General features: G+C 45.8%; 22 protein-coding genes, 1 tRNA gene and 1 pseudogene. 19 read left to right on the top strand and 5 right to left on the bottom strand.

Annotated elements, in window-relative coordinates:
• Positions 1-39 precede the first annotated feature (39 nt).
• From lpdA to EL268_RS00485, 7 genes and pseudogenes are all read left to right on the top strand, one after another.
• A pseudogene (gene lpdA / locus EL268_RS00515) lies at positions 40-1,227 on the top strand (dihydrolipoyl dehydrogenase); the annotation flags it as partial.
• Positions 1,228-1,303: 76 nt separating this feature from the next.
• Positions 1,304-1,672 carry an ArsR/SmtB family transcription factor gene (locus EL268_RS00510; protein WP_026557614.1) on the top strand — a complete coding sequence of 123 codons (369 nt, stop codon included), beginning with the start codon at positions 1,304-1,306 and terminating at the stop codon, positions 1,670-1,672.
• A gap of 13 nt (positions 1,673-1,685) precedes the next feature.
• On the top strand, positions 1,686-3,821 hold the full coding sequence (locus EL268_RS00505) for a heavy metal translocating P-type ATPase (protein ID WP_035422964.1): 2,136 nt from the start codon (positions 1,686-1,688) through the stop codon (positions 3,819-3,821).
• A 264-nt stretch (positions 3,822-4,085) separates the two neighbouring features.
• On the top strand, positions 4,086-4,544 hold the full coding sequence (lspA, locus tag EL268_RS00500) for a signal peptidase II (protein ID WP_026557612.1): 459 nt from the start codon (positions 4,086-4,088) through the stop codon (positions 4,542-4,544).
• Positions 4,545-4,594: 50 nt separating this feature from the next.
• Complete coding sequence (resA, locus tag EL268_RS00495) at positions 4,595-5,098, top strand: thiol-disulfide oxidoreductase ResA (protein ID WP_026557611.1); 504 nt, start codon at positions 4,595-4,597, stop codon at positions 5,096-5,098.
• Positions 5,099-5,148: 50 nt separating this feature from the next.
• Entirely contained in the window at positions 5,149-5,442 is a 294-nt protein-coding gene (locus tag EL268_RS00490; RefSeq protein WP_026557610.1) for a hypothetical protein, read from the top strand.
• Between the two features lie 33 nt (positions 5,443-5,475).
• Complete coding sequence (locus EL268_RS00485) at positions 5,476-6,186, top strand: cytochrome c biogenesis CcdA family protein (protein ID WP_106656999.1); 711 nt, start codon at positions 5,476-5,478, stop codon at positions 6,184-6,186.
• 45 nt (positions 6,187-6,231) lie between these two features.
• On the opposite strand, the gene EL268_RS00480 is transcribed toward EL268_RS00485, so the two are convergent.
• Positions 6,232-6,927, bottom strand: coding sequence for a sulfite exporter TauE/SafE family protein (locus EL268_RS00480; protein WP_051353915.1), 696 nt, complete (start codon positions 6,925-6,927; stop codon positions 6,232-6,234).
• Between the two features lie 133 nt (positions 6,928-7,060).
• Between EL268_RS00480 and EL268_RS00475 the strand changes: the two genes are divergently transcribed.
• The 4 genes from EL268_RS00475 to EL268_RS00460 all read left to right on the top strand — a co-directional run bounded on the left by EL268_RS00475 (position 7,061) and on the right by EL268_RS00460 (position 10,635).
• The gene (locus tag EL268_RS00475; RefSeq protein WP_026557609.1) at positions 7,061-7,729 is read left to right on the top strand and encodes a class I SAM-dependent methyltransferase; all 669 of its coding nucleotides are present in this window, start codon (positions 7,061-7,063) and stop codon (positions 7,727-7,729) included.
• 63 nt (positions 7,730-7,792) lie between these two features.
• Positions 7,793-8,770 (top strand): C39 family peptidase, encoded by a 978-nt coding sequence (locus tag EL268_RS00470; protein ID WP_106656998.1) that lies wholly within the window; start codon positions 7,793-7,795, stop codon positions 8,768-8,770.
• A gap of 225 nt (positions 8,771-8,995) precedes the next feature.
• Positions 8,996-9,754 carry a ZIP family metal transporter gene (locus EL268_RS00465; RefSeq protein WP_026557608.1) on the top strand — a complete coding sequence of 253 codons (759 nt, stop codon included), beginning with the start codon at positions 8,996-8,998 and terminating at the stop codon, positions 9,752-9,754.
• A gap of 452 nt (positions 9,755-10,206) precedes the next feature.
• Entirely contained in the window at positions 10,207-10,635 is a 429-nt protein-coding gene (locus EL268_RS00460; protein ID WP_106656997.1) for a DUF4275 family protein, read from the top strand.
• Positions 10,636-10,716: 81 nt separating this feature from the next.
• Here the strand turns inward: EL268_RS00460 and EL268_RS00455 are convergent, their stop codons facing one another.
• Together EL268_RS00455 and EL268_RS00450 are read right to left on the bottom strand one after the other, a co-directional pair.
• Positions 10,717-12,030: a penicillin-binding transpeptidase domain-containing protein gene (locus EL268_RS00455; protein ID WP_106656996.1), complete on the bottom strand. Its 1,314-nt coding sequence runs from the start codon at positions 12,028-12,030 to the stop codon at positions 10,717-10,719.
• Positions 12,014-12,544 (bottom strand): RNA polymerase sigma factor, encoded by a 531-nt coding sequence (locus tag EL268_RS00450; RefSeq protein WP_106656995.1) that lies wholly within the window; start codon positions 12,542-12,544, stop codon positions 12,014-12,016. Before EL268_RS00450 ends, EL268_RS00455 begins: the two co-directional genes overlap by 17 nt.
• A 147-nt stretch (positions 12,545-12,691) precedes the next feature.
• Between EL268_RS00450 and EL268_RS00445 the strand changes: the two genes are divergently transcribed.
• Positions 12,692-13,135 (top strand): GNAT family N-acetyltransferase, encoded by a 444-nt coding sequence (locus EL268_RS00445; protein WP_106656994.1) that lies wholly within the window; start codon positions 12,692-12,694, stop codon positions 13,133-13,135.
• Between the two features lie 89 nt (positions 13,136-13,224).
• Here the strand turns inward: EL268_RS00445 and EL268_RS00440 are convergent.
• Positions 13,225-13,313 (bottom strand) — tRNA-Ser (locus EL268_RS00440).
• A 159-nt stretch (positions 13,314-13,472) separates the two neighbouring features.
• On the opposite strand from EL268_RS00440, the gene EL268_RS00435 reads away from it, so the two are divergent.
• A complete protein-coding gene (locus EL268_RS00435) occupies positions 13,473-14,192 on the top strand; it encodes a pseudouridine synthase (RefSeq protein WP_106656993.1) in 720 nt (239 codons plus the stop codon).
• A gap of 40 nt (positions 14,193-14,232) precedes the next feature.
• Here the strand turns inward: EL268_RS00435 and tadA are convergent, their stop codons facing one another.
• Entirely contained in the window at positions 14,233-14,715 is a 483-nt protein-coding gene (gene tadA / locus EL268_RS00430) for a tRNA adenosine(34) deaminase TadA (protein ID WP_106656992.1), read from the bottom strand.
• A gap of 186 nt (positions 14,716-14,901) precedes the next feature.
• Here tadA and EL268_RS00425 point away from each other — a divergent pair, with 186 nt between their 5' ends.
• From EL268_RS00425 to nagE, 6 genes are all read left to right on the top strand, one after another.
• Positions 14,902-15,399, top strand: a complete 498-nt coding sequence (locus tag EL268_RS00425) for a ribonuclease H-like YkuK family protein (RefSeq protein WP_012683824.1) — start codon at positions 14,902-14,904, stop codon at positions 15,397-15,399.
• A gap of 369 nt (positions 15,400-15,768) precedes the next feature.
• Positions 15,769-16,626, top strand: a complete 858-nt coding sequence (glcT, locus tag EL268_RS00420; protein ID WP_106656991.1) for a glucose PTS transporter transcription antiterminator GlcT — start codon at positions 15,769-15,771, stop codon at positions 16,624-16,626.
• 129 nt (positions 16,627-16,755) lie between these two features.
• Positions 16,756-17,250, top strand: a complete 495-nt coding sequence (locus EL268_RS00415) for a PTS sugar transporter subunit IIA (protein WP_106656990.1) — start codon at positions 16,756-16,758, stop codon at positions 17,248-17,250.
• Between the two features lie 29 nt (positions 17,251-17,279).
• Entirely contained in the window at positions 17,280-17,546 is a 267-nt protein-coding gene (locus EL268_RS00410) for an HPr family phosphocarrier protein (protein ID WP_012683821.1), read from the top strand.
• A gap of 31 nt (positions 17,547-17,577) precedes the next feature.
• Complete coding sequence (gene ptsP, locus EL268_RS00405) at positions 17,578-19,290, top strand: phosphoenolpyruvate--protein phosphotransferase (protein ID WP_106656989.1); 1,713 nt, start codon at positions 17,578-17,580, stop codon at positions 19,288-19,290.
• Between the two features lie 152 nt (positions 19,291-19,442).
• Positions 19,443-20,882, top strand: a complete 1,440-nt coding sequence (gene nagE, locus EL268_RS00400) for an N-acetylglucosamine-specific PTS transporter subunit IIBC (RefSeq protein WP_106656988.1) — start codon at positions 19,443-19,445, stop codon at positions 20,880-20,882.
• The last annotated feature ends 134 nt before the right edge of the window (positions 20,883-21,016 follow it).

The raw sequence follows: 21,016 nt of genomic DNA, 5'->3' as shown, positions 1-21,016 counted from the left end.
AGTAGGGGATGCAATTCATCACACCCAGTTGGCATCTCCGGATTAATAGCAAATAATGTGGAGATTGACTTCGCTCAGATTCAGCATTGGAAGCAGTCGGATGTTGTAAACCGGCTTAAGATGGGTATCCATTCGCTGATGAAGAAACATAAGATCACGGTGTTCAAAGGAGAAGCAGTATTTATCAATGAGCGCGAAGCACGTGTTTATAACGAACAGGAAACGCTTCGTTACCGGTTTGATCACTGTATTGTCGCCGTTGGCTCCCGGCCGATCGAACTAAAACCATTCCCTTACGGCGGTCGTATCTTGTCATCGACCGAGGCGCTCAGTTTGACGGAGATTCCCCAGCGTCTAATTGTGATCGGCGGAGGATACATTGGCATCGAGCTTGGGCAAATGTACGCCAAGTTTGGATCGCAGGTGACGGTACTGGAAGGAACGCCGACCATACTGCCGGGATTCGAGAAAGACATTACCCGTATTATCAGCAAACATTTGGATGCACTTGGTACGATCGTTTACACGGAAGCTATGGCTCAGTCAGCCGCGCAAACGGATAAAGACATTACCGTTACATTTACCGTTAATAACGAGCAAAAACAAGTAACCGCAGATTATGTTTTGGTCACGGTTGGCCGTCGTCCAAATACGGACGGGGAGCTCGGTCTCGACAGGATCGGGGTAAAAATTGGTGACCGGGGGCTGGTTGAAGTTGATCAACAAGGGCGAACATCCATACCTCACATTCACGCGATTGGCGATATTATACCCGGACCTGCACTTGCGCATAAGGCATCCTATGAAGGAAAAGTTGTTGCCGAAGCAATTGCTGGGTTGCCAAGCGCCTTCGACTATAAAGTGATACCGGCGGTCGTCTTTTCCGATCCCGAGATCGCTTCTGTGGGCCTCAGCGAATCCGAGGCCAAGGAGCAAGGATTTGAAGTGATGGTTGGCAAGTTCCCGTTCGCGGCCAATGCGCGAGCACTATCCTTAACGGCGCCCGAGGGCTTTGTCAAGCTTGTTGGTGATAAGAAAACAGGGCTCATCCTTGGCGGGCAAATCGTCGGCACAAACGCATCTGATCTGATTCCGGAGATCGCCCTGGCAATCGAAATGGGAGCAACCATGGAAGATTTGGCCCTTACGATCCATGCGCATCCGACACTTGGGGAACTGTCAGCGGAAGCTGCAGAGGTGGCACTTGGCCATCCCATTCATATTTAAGGATTTTTCTTTTGACAAACGATCCGACGAGGTCTATGATAATAATCAAATAAGTATTTGATCGAGGTGATCCCGTGTGGAACGTGGAGATACTTGCGATATCTTTTGTTTTGATGAGCAAAAGGTAAGTCGGGTTAAGGAAAAGCTAAACAAACATTATTTTCAGGACATGGCCCAAATCTTTAAGGTGCTTGCAGACCATACGCGCCTAAAAGTGGCTTATGCGCTGTGCGATGAGGATGAACTGTGCGTGTGCGATGTAGCCAATATTATCGGCTCAACCGTGGCGACAGTGTCCCATCATTTACGGCTGTTGCGGAATATGGGTATTGCGAAGTACCGCAAGGAAGGAAAGCTTGTTTTTTATTCACTGGAAGACGAGCAGATTAAACAAATGCTTAGGCTCGCCATTGAGCATCAGAAGGAGGTTGTCGGCATTGAGTAAAGTGGCAGAACCCATGGACAGCAAAAATGTCTACCGCGTTGAAGGATTCACCTGCGCGAATTGCGCAGGGAAGTTTGAGAATAATGTGAAGCAGATTCCTGGCGTTCGGGATGCAAAAGTGAACTTTGGCGCTTCAAAAATCACCGTGTACGGTGATGCAACGATTGAAGAACTGGAGAAAGCCGGCGCATTTGAAAATCTGAAGGTAACGCCGGAAAAACCCGTACGGGCAGCGACGGTAGAAGTCAAAAAGGAAGTCAAGGAGCCATTCTATAAAAAGTACAGCACGTTACTGAATGCGACGTTATTGCTCGTATTCGGTTATCTTTCCCAGTATGTCAATGGCGAAGAAAACCTGATCACTTCCTTATTATTTGCGGCCTCTATTGTAATGGGGGGATTTTCACTATTTAAAGTTGGTTTCCAAAACTTGCTTCGGTTTGAATTTGACATGAAAACCTTGATGACAGTGGCCATTATTGGAGCCGCGATTATCGGAGAATGGGCAGAAGGCGCGATCGTCGTTATTTTGTTTGCCATTAGTGAAGCCTTGGAACGCTTCTCTATGGATCGTGCGAGACAATCGATTCGCTCCTTAATGGACATCGCTCCAAAAGAAGCTCTTGTAAGACGTAATGGACAAGAGATGATGATCCATGTCGATGATATCGCCGTCGGGGACATTATGATCGTGAAACCCGGTCAAAAGATCGCTATGGACGGTGTGGTTGTAAGTGGATACTCCGCCGTGAATCAAGCTGCTATTACCGGTGAGTCCGTGCCGGTAGAAAAGACGGTCAATGACGATGTCTTTGCCGGCACGTTAAATGAAGAAGGATTGCTTGAAGTTAAGGTAACAAAACTTGTGGATGATACAACCATTGCGAAGATTATTCATCTGGTTGAGGAAGCACAGGGTGAACGTGCTCCTTCACAAGCGTTTGTTGATAAATTTGCGAAATACTACACACCCATCATCATGATAGTTGCCGCTTTAGTTGCGGTTATTCCTCCGCTTTTCTTTGATGGAAGTTGGGCGGCATGGATTTATCAAGGCTTATCTGTACTCGTTGTAGGTTGTCCTTGCGCACTTGTGATATCGACTCCCATTTCCATCGTGTCGGCGATCGGAAATGCGGCCAAAAACGGTGTCCTGATCAAAGGCGGCGTGTATCTCGAAGAAATGGGAGCCTTGAAGGCTATTGCATTTGATAAAACCGGCACGCTCACAAAAGGAGTCCCGGTTGTAACGGATTTCAAGGTGTTTAACAATGAGACAAATGAATCGGAATTGTTTTCCGTCATTACTGCATTAGAGTACCGCTCTCAACATCCTCTCGCGTCAGCGATCATGAGAAAGGCCGAAGAGGAAAACATTTCGTACTCTGATGTCAGCGTTGAAGATTTTTCTTCGATTACAGGCAAAGGCATTAAAGGGATTGTCAACGGAACGACGTTTTACATTGGCAATCCAAAACTCTTCAAGGAACTGCCGACAGTTCATTTCAGCAGCGAGCAAGAGCAGTTGGTTACAACCCTTCAAAACCAGGGCAAGACGGCAATGGTTGTCGGAACTGACAGTGCAATTCTCGCGGTGATCGCCGTAGCGGACGAAGTTCGCGAGTCAAGTAAGGACGTTATTCAAAAGCTGCACCATCTGGGTATCAAAAAAACCATTATGCTTACCGGCGATAACAAGGGTACGGCAACTGCCGTCGGCGGACATGTCGGCGTATCGGATGTTCAGGCGGAACTGCTGCCGCAGGAAAAATTGGACTTTATTAAACAATTGAGATCCGATTACGGAAACGTAGCCATGGTCGGGGATGGCGTGAATGATGCCCCTGCACTGGCCGCTTCTACGGTTGGCATCGCCATGGGCGGAGCCGGCACTGACACCGCGCTGGAAACGGCAGATGTGGCTTTGATGGGTGACGATTTAAGGAAACTGCCATTCGCGATAAAACTAAGCCGAAATGCATTGAGCATCATCAAACAAAACATCACCTTTGCGCTCGCGATTAAATTGATTGCTTTGCTGCTCGTTATTCCAGGTTGGCTGACGCTGTGGATTGCCATCCTTTCCGATATGGGCGCAACACTCCTGGTTGCATTAAACGGATTGAGACTCATGCGTGTGAAAGAATAAATACTCTGGCGAGTTAGGGGTATTACGCCCCTGACTCTTTCTTTGAAAAGATGTGTGTATCTGGTTCGTTACTATATCGTCGCGATTTTCGCTTTTGCCGTTAACCAATAGATCAAATGGAGTGTAGCGACTTATATGGATCTCGGTCAGGTGGTTCAACTAATACAAACGGTACCGAATCGGCTAACCGTGCGTTTGAAAGTGACCGAGGGGTATCAAAGGGATCAAGGTTTTTAACCTGTACCAATGACAATGAGGTGTGAAATGGTCTATTTTTGGATGATAATCGCGGTATGTATTGATCAAGCAGCAAAGTTTGTAGTTAAAAATTATATGGAGCTAGGGGAAACGATTCCACTTATTCAAGGCATATTCCATCTAACATCCCATCGGAACCCTGGAGCTGCATGGGGGATTATGGCTGGGCAAAGATGGCTTCTTATAACGATTGCTATCGTTGTAGTCGCAGCAGGTTCCATCTATGCAAAAAAGATCACAAATCGAATGCAGCAGTTCGGGCTGGGATTGTTTCTGGGAGGAGCACTCGGAAATGTTGTTGACCGGGTTTTTTACGGAGAAGTCGTCGATTTTTTTGATATCCGTTTTATTAACTACCCGATCTTTAACACCGCGGATACCGCAATCGTTATCGGTGGGGTGATACTCGCAGTGACAAGCTGGAAAGAAGACAAGTTGAAACGGACGACGAGAGAAATCGAATAATAATCAAATTCTGTGAGGTTGGAGGAGCTTATGTCGAGAGGAGTCCGTTTATTCGTTCGTTCTGGAATTATGCTTTTGTTATATTTGCGCTAGGGTTTGCGATATACTCGAGTGCCTTTAAAGAAGAGGGACCGGAAGTGGGGAAAGAAGCACCTAACTTCAGCCTAAAGCAACTGGATGATGACACATTTAAAAAGCTCTCCGATTACCGTGGGAAAGCAGTTGTTCTAAATTTTTGGGGATCCTGGTGTATACCCTGCAAAACGGAAATGCCAGCGTTAGAGAAACAATATGAACGATTCAAGGAAAAAGGATTGGTTGTCATTGGCATTAATATTGGAGAATCGCCGATCGTTGTTAAACCATTTGTGCAATCCGTCGGCGCAACATTTCCGATTTGGTTGGATAGCGAACGAATCGTAACCCAGTTATATCGAATTAGCCCAATTCCACACACCTACTTTATTGATAAAGATGGCATCATCCGTGACCAGTTTATCGGAGAAATGACCGAGACAATCATGTTGAACAAAATTCAGAAGATTTTACCTTAAATACCAAGTTTATGTTGTAAACATGCGTTAGTTAAAGGGGGGAGAAGATCATGGATGTAAGATTATTTCATGTAACACTTGCTTTCGTTTTCTTTCTCTTACAATTATTTTCCCCGGAATCCGTGCAAGCTGATGCAATATCTGTACAAAGCAATCCGATGATAAACGGGACAATAGAGGGAGAAAGCCATATGTCCCCTGAAACAAAAAAGAATCAGGTGTCCTCCGAAAAGCCTAATCTTTCTCCATATCTCCTAGCATTTTTTGTTGCATTCCTTGTATTATTGCCAGTCATTAAATTGATATTTACAATCATAAAACACCTTACGAAAAAGAATGAATAAACAGTCGAAGTAATAATTATCGGAGGGTTCCAAGTGGATTCAAATGTTTCGTTGTTGCTTGCGTTTGGGGCGGGCTTACTGTCATTTATTTCCCCATGCTGTCTACCATTGTATCCATCTTTTTTATCGTACATCACAGGTATTACGGCTGAGGAGGTAAAAAAGGGGCCGCTGGTATTCAGACGTCAAGCTATGTTCCATACCCTGTTTTTTATCACAGGGTTCTCCATTGTATTTGTTGCGCTTGGTTTATCTACCTCGTTACTAGGAAGTCTGTTTTCGGACTATCAGGAATTAGTAAGACAAATTGGCGGCATTCTTTTAGTCTTGTTGGGTCTGATCATGGTGGGCTTTTTTAAAACGGAAATGCTGATGAAAAGTTGGAAGATTGAAGTAAAGAATCGGCCGTTGGGTTATTTTGGTTCCGTTATCGTTGGGGTAACCTATGCCGCAGGTTGGACACCGTGTGTGGGTCCTATCTTATCCTCGATCATTGTACTGGGGGTAACAAATCCAACAAACGCAATATACTATACCCTTGCTTATACACTCGGATTTGCCATTCCTTTTTTCTTGATGACGTTCTTCATCAGTAAAATAAATGCAATTGCAAAGTACTCAGAACGGTTTATGAAGATCGGAGGAGCCTTCATGATCTTATTTGGGATCCTGTTGTACACGAACAAAATGACGGATATCACAGTCTTTTTGATACGACTGTATGGGGGTTTTACAGGATTCTAAGGAGCGATCCTCTTTCAATTCGATTTCGATATTTCCAAATCCAATCTATATCCAATAGGTTACAATTTCACGAATCCCTAACAAGATTAAAATGACACCGGCAACACGGTGTATGATTGACCCCCATCGCTTGGAATGCCGATTGGCGGAGGGATGATTATGTAAACGGATCAATAACCATATTGAAATGAAAAGGGGAACTGCGGTCCCCAAGGCAAAAACAACGGGGAGTATGACGCCAAGGGAACTGGCAAACATAAGTGGAACTAATAAACCGAAAAATAACCAAAACATGGTTGGACAAAATCCTAAAGCCATAACTACTCCAACCGCAAAGGCCGCTTCACCACTATCTTGCCTGCTGGAGAGAGGATGGAGCATTCGAGTTACAAAGCCACGCCCTTTGAAAGGGAAGTGTATAACTCTGAGCAGAAATAGACCCACTAAGATAAATAATGGACCAAGTAATTTGTTAACCCAATCAAATAAGGGAGAAATTGTATCAGAGATGCTGTGACCAAAAGTTAAGATGCAAAAACCTAACACCCAGTAAGCTATTATTTTTCCAAAGACAAAAAAAAGGAACTCCCTTTTTGGTAGGTTTTCAATAGTGGCCCCCTTTTTTCCAATCAACAAAAAAGCTGCCGTGTTGTTCGAAAGTTGACAAGGTTCCATTGCCCCGATTATTCCAAGAATAATTGCACTTAGGACAGGAAAACTAGCTCCCCATTCGATGGACATAATAATCCCCCTTTAAAGGGTAGAATGACTAAAGTATTTATATGACTGGCTGTCCAAATATATGCTTTGATTTAAAGCAATCCGCTCACCAAAGTTGTCCCTGACGTAAAAACAAATTGAGAGGGGTTTTCGTATGAAAAAAGGGGAAGATAGGCGAAATGATTTTATCCCTGCTCTACGATTTCATTGGCTTACATCGATTTATGATCCGATTCTTCGCTGGACAATGCGGGAATCTTCCTTTAAAAACCGACTCATCCAACAAATTCAACTCAGATCTGGACAACGTGTACTTGATCTTGGATGTGGAACCGGTACGCTAACTCTACTCATAAAACAAGCGAATCCGAACACGGAAGTGTTCGGATTGGATGCTGATCCAAAAGTTCTCGAAATTGCCAGGGGAAAAAACGCCAGTGTGGGAATGGACATCATTTTTGATCAAGGAATGTCTTTTGAGCTACCGTATCCGGATCATTCATTTGATCGAGTTGTTTCATGCCTAATGTTTCACCATTTATCCCACGAAAGTAAAAAAGCAACACTAGATGAGATTTACCGTGTTTTAAAGCCAGATGGTGAACTTCATCTAGCGGATTGGGGAAAGCCTCACAATCAACTCATGCGTATAGCCTTCTTGTCCATTCAAATCCTTGATGGATTTACTACCACCAAAGATAACGTAGAGGGTTTATTGCCAAAACTTATCAAGCATTCAGGATTTAACGTCGTTAAAGAAACTTCTAGATTCATGACGATTTATGGAACCTTGTCCCTTTATCATGCCAAGAAGATCAAATAAGGACGTACAGGCAACGCATATATGAGATAACTACTCTTTCGAAAAAAGTAATCAGGTGATCCCATGGGCCTCGGTAGTAAATGGAAGAGGATAAGATACATCTTAGCGGTAATCACTTTATTTGAATTAAGTTTCTTCGGAATGTTTTATGCAAGAAAACAACATATCACCATCGATCAGCTTGTTGAGGTTATCAAGGGTTTACCCCAGGCTGAAGTGGCACAAAATAAATTAGGAACGAAAAAGAACGAAATAGATGATGTCCCTTATTTACTTTTCAAAGAAGGACAGTTTTTTCAAGGGTTTAAAAGCTTACCCGAAGCCATTCACTTTGCGAAATCATTGCCGTTTTCTGTAACAATAAGAACCAAAAATCAAGTGACCGTCTGGGGAAAACGACCCGGCGATATTTATAAAGACCATGTTGACGCCCCTTTTGTAAGTCAGCATCCAGAGTTACCACGTGGTTGCGAAGTTACGGCTTTAGCTATGTTATTGCAATACTACGGTTTTCAGGTAAATAAAATGGAGCTTGCCGCAGAAATCACGAAAGATAGAACCTCTTTAACATATGATCAGAGTGGTCAAATGTTTTGGGGGAATCCTTATAAGGGTTTTGTTGGCGATATGTATGATAGGAGCAAACCTGGGTTCGGAGTTTTTCATACTCCTATTGAAAAATTAGCTCAAAAGTACGCAGGAAGTCGAGTAGTCAATTATTCAGGTTTGTCATTTGATGATATTTTACACGTTGTGAAAAATGGAAAACCGATTTGGGTAATCGTTAATACCAAATATAAAAAAGTTGATACAAGGTTAGTCCAGTGGATGACGAAAGACGGACCTATTTCAACTACTTGGCATCAGCATTCCGTTCTTTTAACGGGTGTTGATCAAGAATATGTTTATTTTAACGATCCAAGTTTAACATCGGGTAAAAACATAAAAAAAAGAAAAGATGCGTTTGAACAGGCATGGATTCAAATGGGTAAGCAAGCAATAGGTATTGGCGATTTGGTAACAAGAGGAGATAGACACTAAAGAACAGTCGCATCATTCAAATTATCACAGCTCCCAACCAGGAGTTGAATTCGAAATTACTTCTAAGCATGGTGAGAACCGGTTTTTTTAGGTCCAGATCCCACCAACGGTGTAAATCCGCGTTTTGTTGGTGTTACCTAAAATAGCATGCGTTTCTGAGTTAAAAGTGAAGAAAGGGGGGGTTAATCCTCCGTTTTTCTGAGTACGAAATAAGGTGTGATCGTATTGAGCTGGAGTGTAGTCGGTTTTGTTCTCCTCGCCGCTGCTGCAAATGTAGTCGGTGGGTTATTCATCTTATTTAAAAAACACTGGTCAAAACGAGGCATCAATGGTTTGATGGCGCTGAGTGCAGGGTTACTCCTTTCAATTGCGATCATGGATTTAATCCCCGAGGCAATTGAAGTAATGCCAACAACGCCGGTTTTTGTTTTGGCAGGAATTATGGCATTGTTTTTCTTTCAGCAGTTTGTAGCGTCCCACTTCCATTTCGGTGAAGAAACGCATCATCATGGTAACGAGAAAAGTGCTGCCGTAGGAGCATTTTTTGGCATGATGATTCATACCTTCTTTGACGGGTTATCCATCGTTGCCAGTTTTGAAGTGGACGTTCGGTTAGGTGTAACAGTGTTAATTGCAATTCTGATGCATAAAATTCCTGATGGTTTAACCATTTCATCCATCGTTTTTGCTATGTCAAGAAAGCGGGGACAGGCAGTAGTTGCAGCGCTTCTGTTAGGTCTTTCAACCATTTTCGGTGCCGTCGTTGCGATGATGCTCTCGCACGTCGCTTTGCCGCATGAACAAATTACGGCAATCGCGATTGCTTTTACTGCGGGCATTTTTCTTTACGTAGCGGGAACAGATTTACTACCTGTTGTGAACGCAGCGGAAGATAGACCGATCGCTTCCTTGTTCTTTTTGGGGATATTCTTGTATTTTCTTCTTCAGTGGGGTTTTCATCTGTTAGCTCCAACGCTGCATTAGCGCAAGTAAGAAAGATGACAAGCGTGAATTCTATACGGAAAGTAATTCTCTTACTGTTATTGTTTTTACTCTTCCAGGTAGTGCCGGCACAGGCACACTCCGAACTGGAAAAAACGTATCCCCAATCCGGACAAGTTCTAGAGGAATTTCCAATCCAGATAGAGCTGTTGGCGATCACGATGCGTAGTTTGAGTATAACGAGGTAATCAATGAAATCCCAGTTTAACCCATACGTTTGCCGGTGATGTCAGCTGCATGGGAGCTACTCTAATTGTGACTTTAAATAGCTTGCGTTTATTAAGGGTAAAGGAGTAGGCTGTTAAGCTCTAGTTAAAAAGAAAGCCGGTTACACCTTAGCGTGGTGAAAACGGCTATTTTTGTGTCAGGACTCCATAGCGTTGTAAATTCGCGTTTTGCTGGCGGTACCCCTTGTACCAAAATGGAGGCGCCCAATGAAACTAGCTGACCGGATGAAGGAAAAGAACACGAAGACAACAGAGCTGTCTATTTGGGGACCATACTTGCGGGAAGAATGGGAGAAGCATTTTGCGAGCCATCTGACCGAAGAAGATAAAGACAGGATTTTTCTCAAAAATAAAGATGGCTACCAGGGGTATCTGTGGCATTTATTCAGCAATAAGCTGAGGGATTGTCTTGAACGCGAGGAAGCGGATGAAGCCTTTCAGCAAGTTGCCCATGAGTCGTACTATGTGTTTTACCAGCTTGAAAACGAAGTGTTGATCTTGGAAAATGCTGCGGAGTTTTCTGTCGCGGACTTGGAAAAAGAATACGATGTGTATGTAGTAGATAAGGATTTTACGTGGACGTATGTGAAGACCCATGAAACCCAGTGGTGTGGGCCTTATTTTTGCAGGAAGTAGAATGGGGAAAACAAAAAGAGGAAGCATACGGATACCTTTGGGGGTATGCCGCCATGCTTCCTTTTTTGATGGATGGCTTGATCATCGTTGCTGGAGATACTGCAAACTGTTTTCCATGATCTCTTTGAAAGGAGGAGCAACAATTTCTTGTCCCCATAATTTTACCCAGAGGTCTGTGTTCGGGTCATCAACAGCTATGTAAACCAATAGCTTTGGATCATCACTTGGTGCAAATCCGATAAAGGAATACGTATATTTTCCTTCGATGAAGTTTCCTTTCTGGTCGCGTTTCTCTACGATTCCTGTGCGCCCAGCGACTGTATGTTCTTTTATGGAAAAGGCTGTATCTGAGCCAGGTTTGTTTTTTACTAACACCTCTAAAATTTCTCGAACCTGTTTGGCTGTTTCTTCTGATATGACTCGACGCCCTTTGTCAATGTGATTCCTTGCCTCCCTCGTGACATGGGGTTTCATCAACTCCCCACCGTTGGCAATAGCCCCGACAGCAGCTACTTGTTGAATGGCAGAGGCAGAACCCGCAAGTCCATAAGCTGCCATTGCCTTATCATAGGGAGTATCCATGTTTGGTATCTTTCCAGGCTGTTCATTGATTTGTTCGGTACCAGTTTTCACTCCAAAACCGAACCGTTTAAAATATTGCTGCAACGAATCATTGGGTATCTGTTCACTGAGCTTGGCAAAAGCGACATTCGAAGAACGTTGGATACCTTCTAAATACGTAATCTGTCCCCAGCCCTTCCCAACATTATGGTCTTTTATAAACTTGCCTGGGGTAATCTCGTAGGTTCCGGACTCGTAAGTTTCGTAGTTCTTATACTTTTCCTCTTCAATAGCTGCCGCCAACGTCACGATCGGAAATGCGGCCACAGGATCTGGTTTCGCTTTTACTATGTCTGGAACCCGGTCATTGGCATCCTGTTTTTTCAGATTCCCCATCCCAAGAATTTCTCCAGTATTTGGATCGGTAACGATTACCGTCATGTTCTCGGGCTGATAGGCTTTGTCGGTCTTATGTATCGCTTCTTCTACATACTCCTGAATTTGTGAATCGAGGGTCAGAACCATATCGGCTTGGGATGAAGTTTCCGCGGCTTGTGCCTTTTGACTCTCCCCTGTATTCATCTGTTGTGCGCTTGGTACGGAAGGGGTTACCTCGGGAGGCATCCACTGATAAGCGATAAACAATAAAGCAAATGAAGCAGCTACGCCCCCGATGGCCTTGGCATACTTTTTTCGCCTTTTCATCTGTTTGAGCAGCTCCCTTTCTCGACGGATATGACTCGCGATTTCACGTCGTTTGTCCTCGTCCATCTGAAGCGACGGAAATGATTGAAGCATTGTGCTTATTTCTTTTTCTTCAAAAGATGGCGTCATGTAGATGGACCTCCCTGCCGTTATTGCCCATTTGTTTTTGCAATTCCTTGATGGCTCGATGGAGCGTCGTACTGACTTTTGCTTCACTCCAGCCCAAGATTTCCGCTGTCTCTACTGTAGATACTCCCTCGATCAACCGCAGGATCAGAACTTCTCGATATGTGCTTTTCAGGTGATTCATCGCTTCATAAACTTCGTGCAATTGTTCCTTTAACACCAATGCCTTCTCAGGTGTACGCTCTTTGGAAGTGAGGAGTCGAAGGACGTTTTCGGGGAACCAATCCATCATTTTTTGCTTTCGCCTATAATCAATCGCTGCATGGCGCGCGATGGTCAGAAGCCATGTTTTGGGCTGTGCTCTGCCTTCATAGCTTGATAAGGCTCTTAGCGCCTTCGTAAAAACCTCCTGGACTAAATCTTCCACATCTCTACGTCCGGTAAAATACGCGAGGTAATTGTAAATATCATGGCCGTATTGCTGGAACCATCGCTCTATTCGGTCATCGGAATCCATTCGTACGCTCCTTTATGAAGTTTGTATCTTATTAGACGCAAAAATGAAATTTGCTTACAGTTTTTGTGATAGAAAAAAGAAAATGCTGTCCCACCTGAGCCATTACCTAGGAGGACAGCACCATACAACGAATTGAGGCGTTCAAATATGGGACAAAAAAGTGTGAGAGAAATTAGGGTCACGGATTATCGTGATATTTATTTGTTAAACCTAGAATTTAACCCGAATCTGCATGTATTTACCGAAGATCAGGTAAAAGAGAAAATCGAAATCATCACAAAGAAAACAAATGATATGATCTTTGTTTGTGAGCAAAATAACGAAGTCATCGGATATATTCATGGAAGCCCTTATGAATTGCTTTTTTCCGACTCTCTTGTAAATGTCTTGGGATTTGTTGTGAAAGAAACGTATAGGAATCAAGGTGTAGGTAACATGTTGATTGAACAGCTGGAACAGTGGGGAAAGAACAATGGATTTTCCGGGATAAAGCTGTTATCCCACCCAATTCGCATACATGCTCACAGGTTCTATGAACGACGTGGCTATTTATTTACAAAGGATCAGAAAAATTTTATCAAAAGCTTCTAGCTGGAACTCCCGTTTTCTACAAAAATAAAGCATAAGCTCACCATAGCGGCAAACTTATGCTTCATTCTCTTCGATCCGAAAAATCTAAGCGGAGAGAGTGGGATTCGAACCCACGCACGCCTCACGACGCCTAACGCATTTCGAGTGCGTCCCCTTATGACCACTTGGGTATCTCTCCATATTTGGTTTGTCAGAAACATTATCTACTATAGCAAAATACAGTCAAAAATGCAAGACTCATTCCTCTGCATGCCCCTTGATTTGCGCGGCTCATTAGGCCAAACTAATAACAGCACACCCGATTGGTATCCGATCAGAAGAAAAGTGAGGAACATATATGAAACGTGAACGTTTGGACAAGGTGCTGGCCAATATGGCAATCGGCACGCGCAAGGAAGTGAAAGCATTAGTAAAGCAGCGACTGATCGTCGTAGACGGCGTTGTCGCAACAGACCCGGGGATGCACGTTATTCCCGAGGAACAGGAAATCCTTGTGGATGGAGAACCGCTTAACTTCAAGCGCTGGGTATACGTTTTACTAAACAAGCCGCCTGGAGTGGTTTCTGCTACAGAGGACAATGTCCATGAAACCGTAGTGGACTTGCTCCCGTACGAATGGGCAATCAAAGTGCATCCGGTAGGCCGACTGGATATTGATACAGAGGGTCTCTTGCTGTTGACCAATGACGGTCAGCTCTCCCATAGCCTCTTGTCCCCGAAAAAGAAAGTAGACAAGGAATACTTTGCCCGCATTGATGGCCGGGTCACGGAGCACCATGTACAGGAGTTTGCCAAGGGCGTGGAATTGGAGGACTTTACTACACTGCCAGCCAAGCTGGAGATTATCTCTTCGGGAGAAACATCAGAGATTCGCGTCACCATCATGGAGGGAAAGTTCCATCAGGTAAAGCGGATGTTTGCTGCTTTCGACCTGCAGGTCACCTATCTGCAACGGATTCGTATGGGCCCGCTTCACCTTGACCCGTCACTCGCCCCTGGTGAGTATCGCGAACTGACCGAAGAAGAGCTGAACATGCTGCAAAACGTAAACAAATAAAAAACCGCCTGCATGCAGACGGTTTGTCCAGACAGCCCGGTCATTCCTGTACCGGCTGTCTTTTTTTTCGCAATCCACGAAAGAAGTCCTTGAGCATCTGCCCGCATTCCTCCGCAAGAACACCCTCAATAACTGGCACCTGGTGATTAAAGCGCGGTTCTTCCAACAGGTTCATTATTGTCCCGGCACAGCCCGCCTTCGGATCGCGAGCGCCATACACGACTTGCTCAATGCGACTTTGAACGATTGCACCCGCACACATGGGACACGGCTCCAACGTCACGTACAGCGTACATCCGATCAAGCGCCATCCACCCAAGCGTTCACTTGCCTCCCGTATCGCGATCATTTCCGCGTGCAAGGTAGGGTCTTTTTGTGTTTCCCGCAAGTTGTAGCCGCGACCAACGATTTCCCCGTCGCGCACGATGACCGCACCGATCGGAACCTCGCCAATCGCAGCGGCTTTCTGGGCCTCTTCCATGGCTTGTTTCATATAATAATCATGTTCATTTGCTTGTATCACGTTTCCTAAAGCTCCTTCAAAAACAGTCTTTCGTCCCGAACAAACGGACCATGTTCCCTAAAAAAGTTGATTCAAGAAGTTTTTGTCCTAACCCATTCACATACTATCTGAGAGATTACATACATTAATGATGTAAGGGAACAGAAGTATGCAAATCATTGTTAGCCTCTTTCTGGAGGGATGTGAGTGGGCTTAACCTCTGCAAATACGTTATTTGATCGCTTTCACAGTCCGACTAGAGGTCTACTGGCAAAAGAAGAAGTGTTTTCCCACATCGAACATACCATCTCATCCATAGGTGGTCCATTTGAAATTATTGTGGGGGCCGACTCTCAATTAAAAAGCCGCGGGACTTTTTTTGCCCTAGTTATCACAGTGATTCGTCCCGGCCATGGGGGAACCTTCTTTTATCACAAATTTCAAGAACGCCGGTACTCATCTTTGCAACAGCGTATATTTCAGGAAGCGATGTACGCAGTCGGACTTGCCACAGAAGTACGCCAATATTTGCGGGACCGCCACTTAGATACTCCCATCCGCCTGCATTTTGATATCGGCACGAATGGTCCTACCCGTAAGTTTATCCAGTCTTTGTTGAGCTTAGCAGAAACCAATCACTTTCGTGCCGAGATCAAACCGAACTCCTTCTGTGCATCTACGATTGCCGACAAGTACACCAAGTAACAAAGCGGGCGGATTGCTAATGAGGCGTCCGCTTGGCTTTGTTTTGCCCCTATCTTTGTTGGTTCAAACAATTCGGGACAGGCTCCTGCTTCTCCTGCCCACTGTGTTTTTCCGGTTAATAGGGTGATTGACAATGTACGAGACGTGAGCTATTATAAGCTTTAATTGAAGCGTTTTCACAAGGCGTGTTACTGGTAATGCAGGCATGAGCCGAGAAGATCTTTTTCTTGTTAAAAAGGTTTTTTCGGCTCTTTTTTCTGATTAACGTCATGGTTCATCGGCGTTTTTCATTAAATTGGATGTGACCGCTTGCGGTAAGCAAATACGGTCATGGACCGTTTTTTGTCTATCAAAAGGTGGTGGAATGGATTGTCCCGTGAAAAGGAAAAAACGTACGCAATTACGCGTGTGTTGAACCATAACGTCGTACTCGTAGAAGAACCCGGATCCGGACAAGAAATTGTCCTGTTCGGAAAAGGAATCGGATTTGGCGCAAAACCCGGGAATACCATCCCCGCCCAAGACTCGCGTGTGGAAAAGCGCTTCATGCTCGAAAATGAAAATCATCAGAAGCAGTATCAGAACATCTTGAGCCAAGTAGATCCTGCTGTCGTAGGAATTGCGGAAGAAATTATCGCTCTCATTGCGAGTGAAATTACGCCAGAATTAAACGAACACGTCCATGTTGCCTTGCCTGACCATATCCAGTTTGCGATCTATCGGCTCAATAACGGCATGGAGATCGTGAATCCGTTTTTGTTCGAAATCCAGACGCTGTACACGAAAGAGTACGCACTGGCGAATCGGGCAGCGGATATGATCAAAAACGCATTCGACCTGGACATTCCCGATAGTGAAATCGGATTTCTGGCCTTGCACATTCACTCCGCGATCAGCTACGTCCCAGTAAAAAAGGCTGTCCAATTCACCAACATCATCACAGACTTGGTAAGCCTGATTGAAGAGCGAACAGCCATTACGATTGAACGCAGTACCATTGATTACGTTCGCCTCATTACCCATTTGCGCTTTGCCGTTGAGCGCATCCGTCAGCAAAAATTCATCAAGAACCCGCTTCTGGACCGAGTCAAAACCACCATGCCAGAAGCCTATCAATTGGCAACAGAGCTGGCTCAATACATCTCCACCCGTCTCGAGATTGCTGTACCAGAAGACGAGGTTGGTTACATGGCTCTGCACCTTTATCGCTTATTACAACAAAATTAAATCATAATCCTGCGTGTTACTAGCTCGACTAGGCATGAGCGGTGAGATCATACGGACATAGTAAGTATGTCGTCGTATGAATTCAACCGTCTCATGCCTTTTTTGGTTCAGACGCAAAAGGAGGATACTATGCTACGCAGTCTTTTTTCCCGGAAAAAACAACAAGAGGTAACCTTTCTTGCACCATTAACAGGTACCGTACTACCCCTGTCTGAAGTTCCTGATCCTGTATTCGCAGGCAAAGTCGTCGGTGATGGTGTAGCGATTTTACCAAGTGCAGACACTCTCGTCTCCCCTATCGATGGAAAGGTAACGCATCTTTTCCCTACTCACCATGCTATTGGGCTGTCGACTGAAAGCGGTCTCGAGATATTGATGCATATCGGTATTGATACCGTGAAATTAAACGGAAAAGGCTTTACCCCATTTGTCTCCGTTGGCGATCAAGTCAAAGCTGGCGACAAGCTCATCCAATTCGACAAGAGTGTACTGGAAGAAGCGGGCTGTCCGATCGTAACACCAATCGTTATTACGAACGGTGATCGGGTTGCTGAAAAAAATGTGGTGGCAAAAGCAACTGTGCAAGCAGGCCAAGAGCCACTGATGACTGTCGTCTTAAAATAAGCGAAGCGCATGGTTGAAGGAGGTACAACATGGTTCAATTTGAAGTAACCGTCAATGTAGAGGGTGGGCTCCACGCGAGACCAGCAGCTCTACTCGTGAATTGTTCGTCGCAATCTCAGTCAAAGATTACGCTGAGCAAAGGGACAAAACACGCAGATGGCAAAAGCATTCTCGGCATCATGACGTTGGGTGTCTCCCAAGGCGATACCCTGACCGTTCAGATCGACGGAGCGGATGAACAAAACGTAGCCACTGCGATTCAGCAGCTGTTGGAGCAATCCTCGTCAAACATATAGTGTAAACGACGGACAGGAAGGTGAAGGATGTATGTTAAAAGGAATCCCGGTTTCCGCTGGCATTTCGATTGCCCCTGTTTTACGCCTCACACACGAAACAGCCATCACGCAGGCAGAGTCCACCACTCCAGTGGATACAACTCAGGAGCTAGGACTACTGAGCAAGAGCGTCGAGCAAGCTCGCGAACAACTGGAAAAGCTAAAAGAACAGACAGAGGAACAACTAGGCTCGGAAAAAGCGGCCATCCTCTCTGCTCATATCGCCTTTTTGGATGACCCGGCATTTGTGGGGGAGATGAGTGCGCTCATTGAAAATCAACAACTGGCGGCATCTGCTGCCGTCTCGCAAGTAGCCGATCAGTTCATTGCTCTCTTTGAGAGTATGAACGATGCCTACATGAAAGAGCGCGCGGATGATATTCGTGATGTGAGCCGCCGTCTGATTCGAAATATTTCGGGCGGTGACACCGTCATCTCCTACCCGGAAGAGCCTTTTATCCTGGTTGCATGGGACGTCACCCCATCCGAGACGCTTCAGCTTCCGCTCCAGCATGTACGGGGAATTGTCACGGCAAAAGGCGGCGCTACCTCTCATGCAGCCATATTGGCACGCTCTCTCGGAATTCCCGCTGTCATGGGTGCAGGCGATACCTTGATGGAAAAAGTAGACTCCGGAAGTTTGTTGATCATCGATGGAACCTCTGGACAGCTCATTGTTTCGCCTGATGCGGATACACTGACGGCCTATCAGGAAAAAGCCGCACAGGAAGCAAAGGAACGCCAATGGTACGAAGCCATTAAAGATCTGCCTGCCGAAACAACCGATGGTCACCGCGTTCACCTGATGGCAAACATGGCTGTGCCAGAAGAATCTGATGCACTGATCGCATCTGGTGTAGAAGGAATCGGGTTGTTCCGCTCCGAGTTTTTGTTCATGGATCGCAGCACTCTTCCCGATGAGGCCGAACAATTTGCTGCATACAAGCACGTAGCCGCTGCTTTTGGCGACAAGCCGGTCATCATTCGCACCTTGGATGTTGGCGGTGACAAGCATTTGCCAGCCCTCGCGCTTCCACAGGAGGAAAACCCGTTCCTTGGTTTCCGCGCCATGCGCATCTCGTTAGCCAGACCGGAATTGTTCCTGGTGCAATTACGCGCTCTCTTGCGTGCCAGCGCATTTGGCCGCCTGCTGATCATGTTCCCGATGATTTCCCATTTGGAGCAGCTGCGTGAAGCCAAACGATTGCTGGAGCAAGCAAAAGCAGAGCTGCGGGCAGAAGGGATCGCTTTTGACGAGAAGATCGCAGTAGGCATGATGATGGAGATTCCGGGTGCTTGCCTGCAAGCAGATGCGTTTGCGAAAGAGGTAGACTTTTTCAGCATCGGCACGAATGATCTCGTTCAATATACCCTAGCAGTAGACCGGATGAATGCCAATATCGCCGAGCTGTACAGCTACTACCATCCAGCTGTTTTACGATTGATTTCCCAAGTCATCGAAGCTTCCCATCGGGCGGGCATTTGGACTGGGCTGTGTGGGGAAATGGCGGGAGATCCGTTGGCTACCAAGCTCTTGCTCGGATTGGGGCTCGATGAGTTCAGCGGTGCCGCTTCGGTAATGCCAAAAGTCAAAGAACGTATCCGCTCCACCAGCGTAGAGGAAGCGAAGCAATTGGCTGAGCACGTTCTTACACTCTCTACTGTAGACGAGGTCGTTCAATATCTGAAAGACAAAGCCTTATAAAAGGTTTTGTCGCCTGAGTAGTGTAAGCGCTTCCAATATATCGATCAGAATGGTCTCTCTCCGGCTTATTCCTTGTGCCCTCATCATTTTGCCATTCATCCGGAGAGCGGCTTCCCTGATAAATTCATCCCATTCCAAGGAGGTTTTATCCTATGCTCGCTTTTCTGCAAAAGATCGGAAGAGCCCTGATGCTCCCGGTCGCAACGTTGCCAGCCGCAGCGATTTTGCAAAGCTTTGGTCTTCTCAAATTCGAGAAGGACCTCAATCTCGGCGCCTTTGGCGCATTCATGGACTCGTACATCGCTCCGCTTTTGGCTGCTGGCGGTGCAGCCATTTTTGACAACCTGGCATTAATCTTTGCTGTCGGTGTTGCCATTGGCTTGGCTGGAGATGCTGTTGCTGCTTTGGCCGCTGTCATTGCCTACGTCGTATTGACGAAAGTACTTGCAGCTGTTCCTGCTGCCATGCCTTTCATCGCGGACGATTTAAAACTGAACATGGGTGTCATCGGCGGTATTATGGCGGGTGGTATTGCAGCGTTTTTCTATAACCGCTACCATTCGATCAAGCTGCCAGAATGGCTAGGCTTCTTTGGTGGAAAGCGTTTCGTACCGATTATCACTTCTCTTTCCATGGTTGTCATCGGTTTGATTTTCGGGATCATTTGGGGGCCGATCCAGATTGCCCTCGACTCATTGGGCTCTTGGATCGTAGGTCTCGGCGCAACAGGTTCTTTCTTGTTCGGATTCTTCAACCGATTGCTCGTTCCATTTGGTCTGCACCACGTACTCAATGCGATTGCCTGGTTCCAAATCGGTGACTTTACCGATGCCACAGGAAAAGTGGTACACGGCGACTTGCATCGCTTCTTTGCGGGAGACCCATCAGCAGGAATGTTTATGACTGGTTTCTATCCGATCATGATGTTCGCACTTCCTGGAGCGGCTTTCGCTATTATTCACTCAGCGCGTCCTGAAAAACGCAAAGTAGTTGCTTCTATGTTTATTGGTGCGGCTCTCGCTTCGTTCCTGACCGGGATTACCGAGGTAGTTGAGTTTGCGTTTATGTTCGCTGCTCCACTCCTGTATTTTGTCCACGCGATATTGACGGGTGTGTCCGGGTATATCGTGACCTCTCTGGGCATCAAGCACGGCTTTGGATTCTCAGCGGGTCTGATCGACTACGGCATCAACTTCCATCTCTCTACGAATGCTTGGATGATCATCCCGATTGGTCTGGCATTCGCCGTGGTCTACTACGTCCTGTTCCGTTTCATGATCGTAAAGCTGAACCTCAAGACGCCAGGGCGTGAAGATGACGAAGAAATGACAGCTACAGCTACGGGAAGGAACAATTCGATGCAGGATAAAGCGATCCAAGTGCTCACTCACATTGGTGGAAAAGAAAACGTCGTTAGCGTAGACGCTTGCATCACTCGTTTGCGTCTCGTCTTGAAGGACGACAAGAAGGTCAATGACAAAGCCTTGAAGGACCTCGGTGCAGCAGGTGTCATGCGACTGGGTCAAGGAAGCGTGCAAGTCGTCTTTGGAACCCATTCGGAGCTGCTAAAAGAAGAGATAAGCAAGCTGTAAAATATATCGAATGCCCGGTCACGGTGAAGTCCGTACCGGGCTTTTTTCTGTTTCCTGAATGGGTAACGGACGCGACCCGGCATCATTCCCATCATGTGTCGTACTATATGGGCATCGCGCGTTGTTTTCCAACT

The sequence above is a fragment of the Brevibacillus brevis genome, assembly GCF_900637055.1.
GTDB classification, from domain to species: Bacteria; Bacillota; Bacilli; order Brevibacillales; family Brevibacillaceae; genus Brevibacillus; species Brevibacillus brevis.
This window is presented reverse-complemented; position numbering and strand designations above follow the sequence as displayed.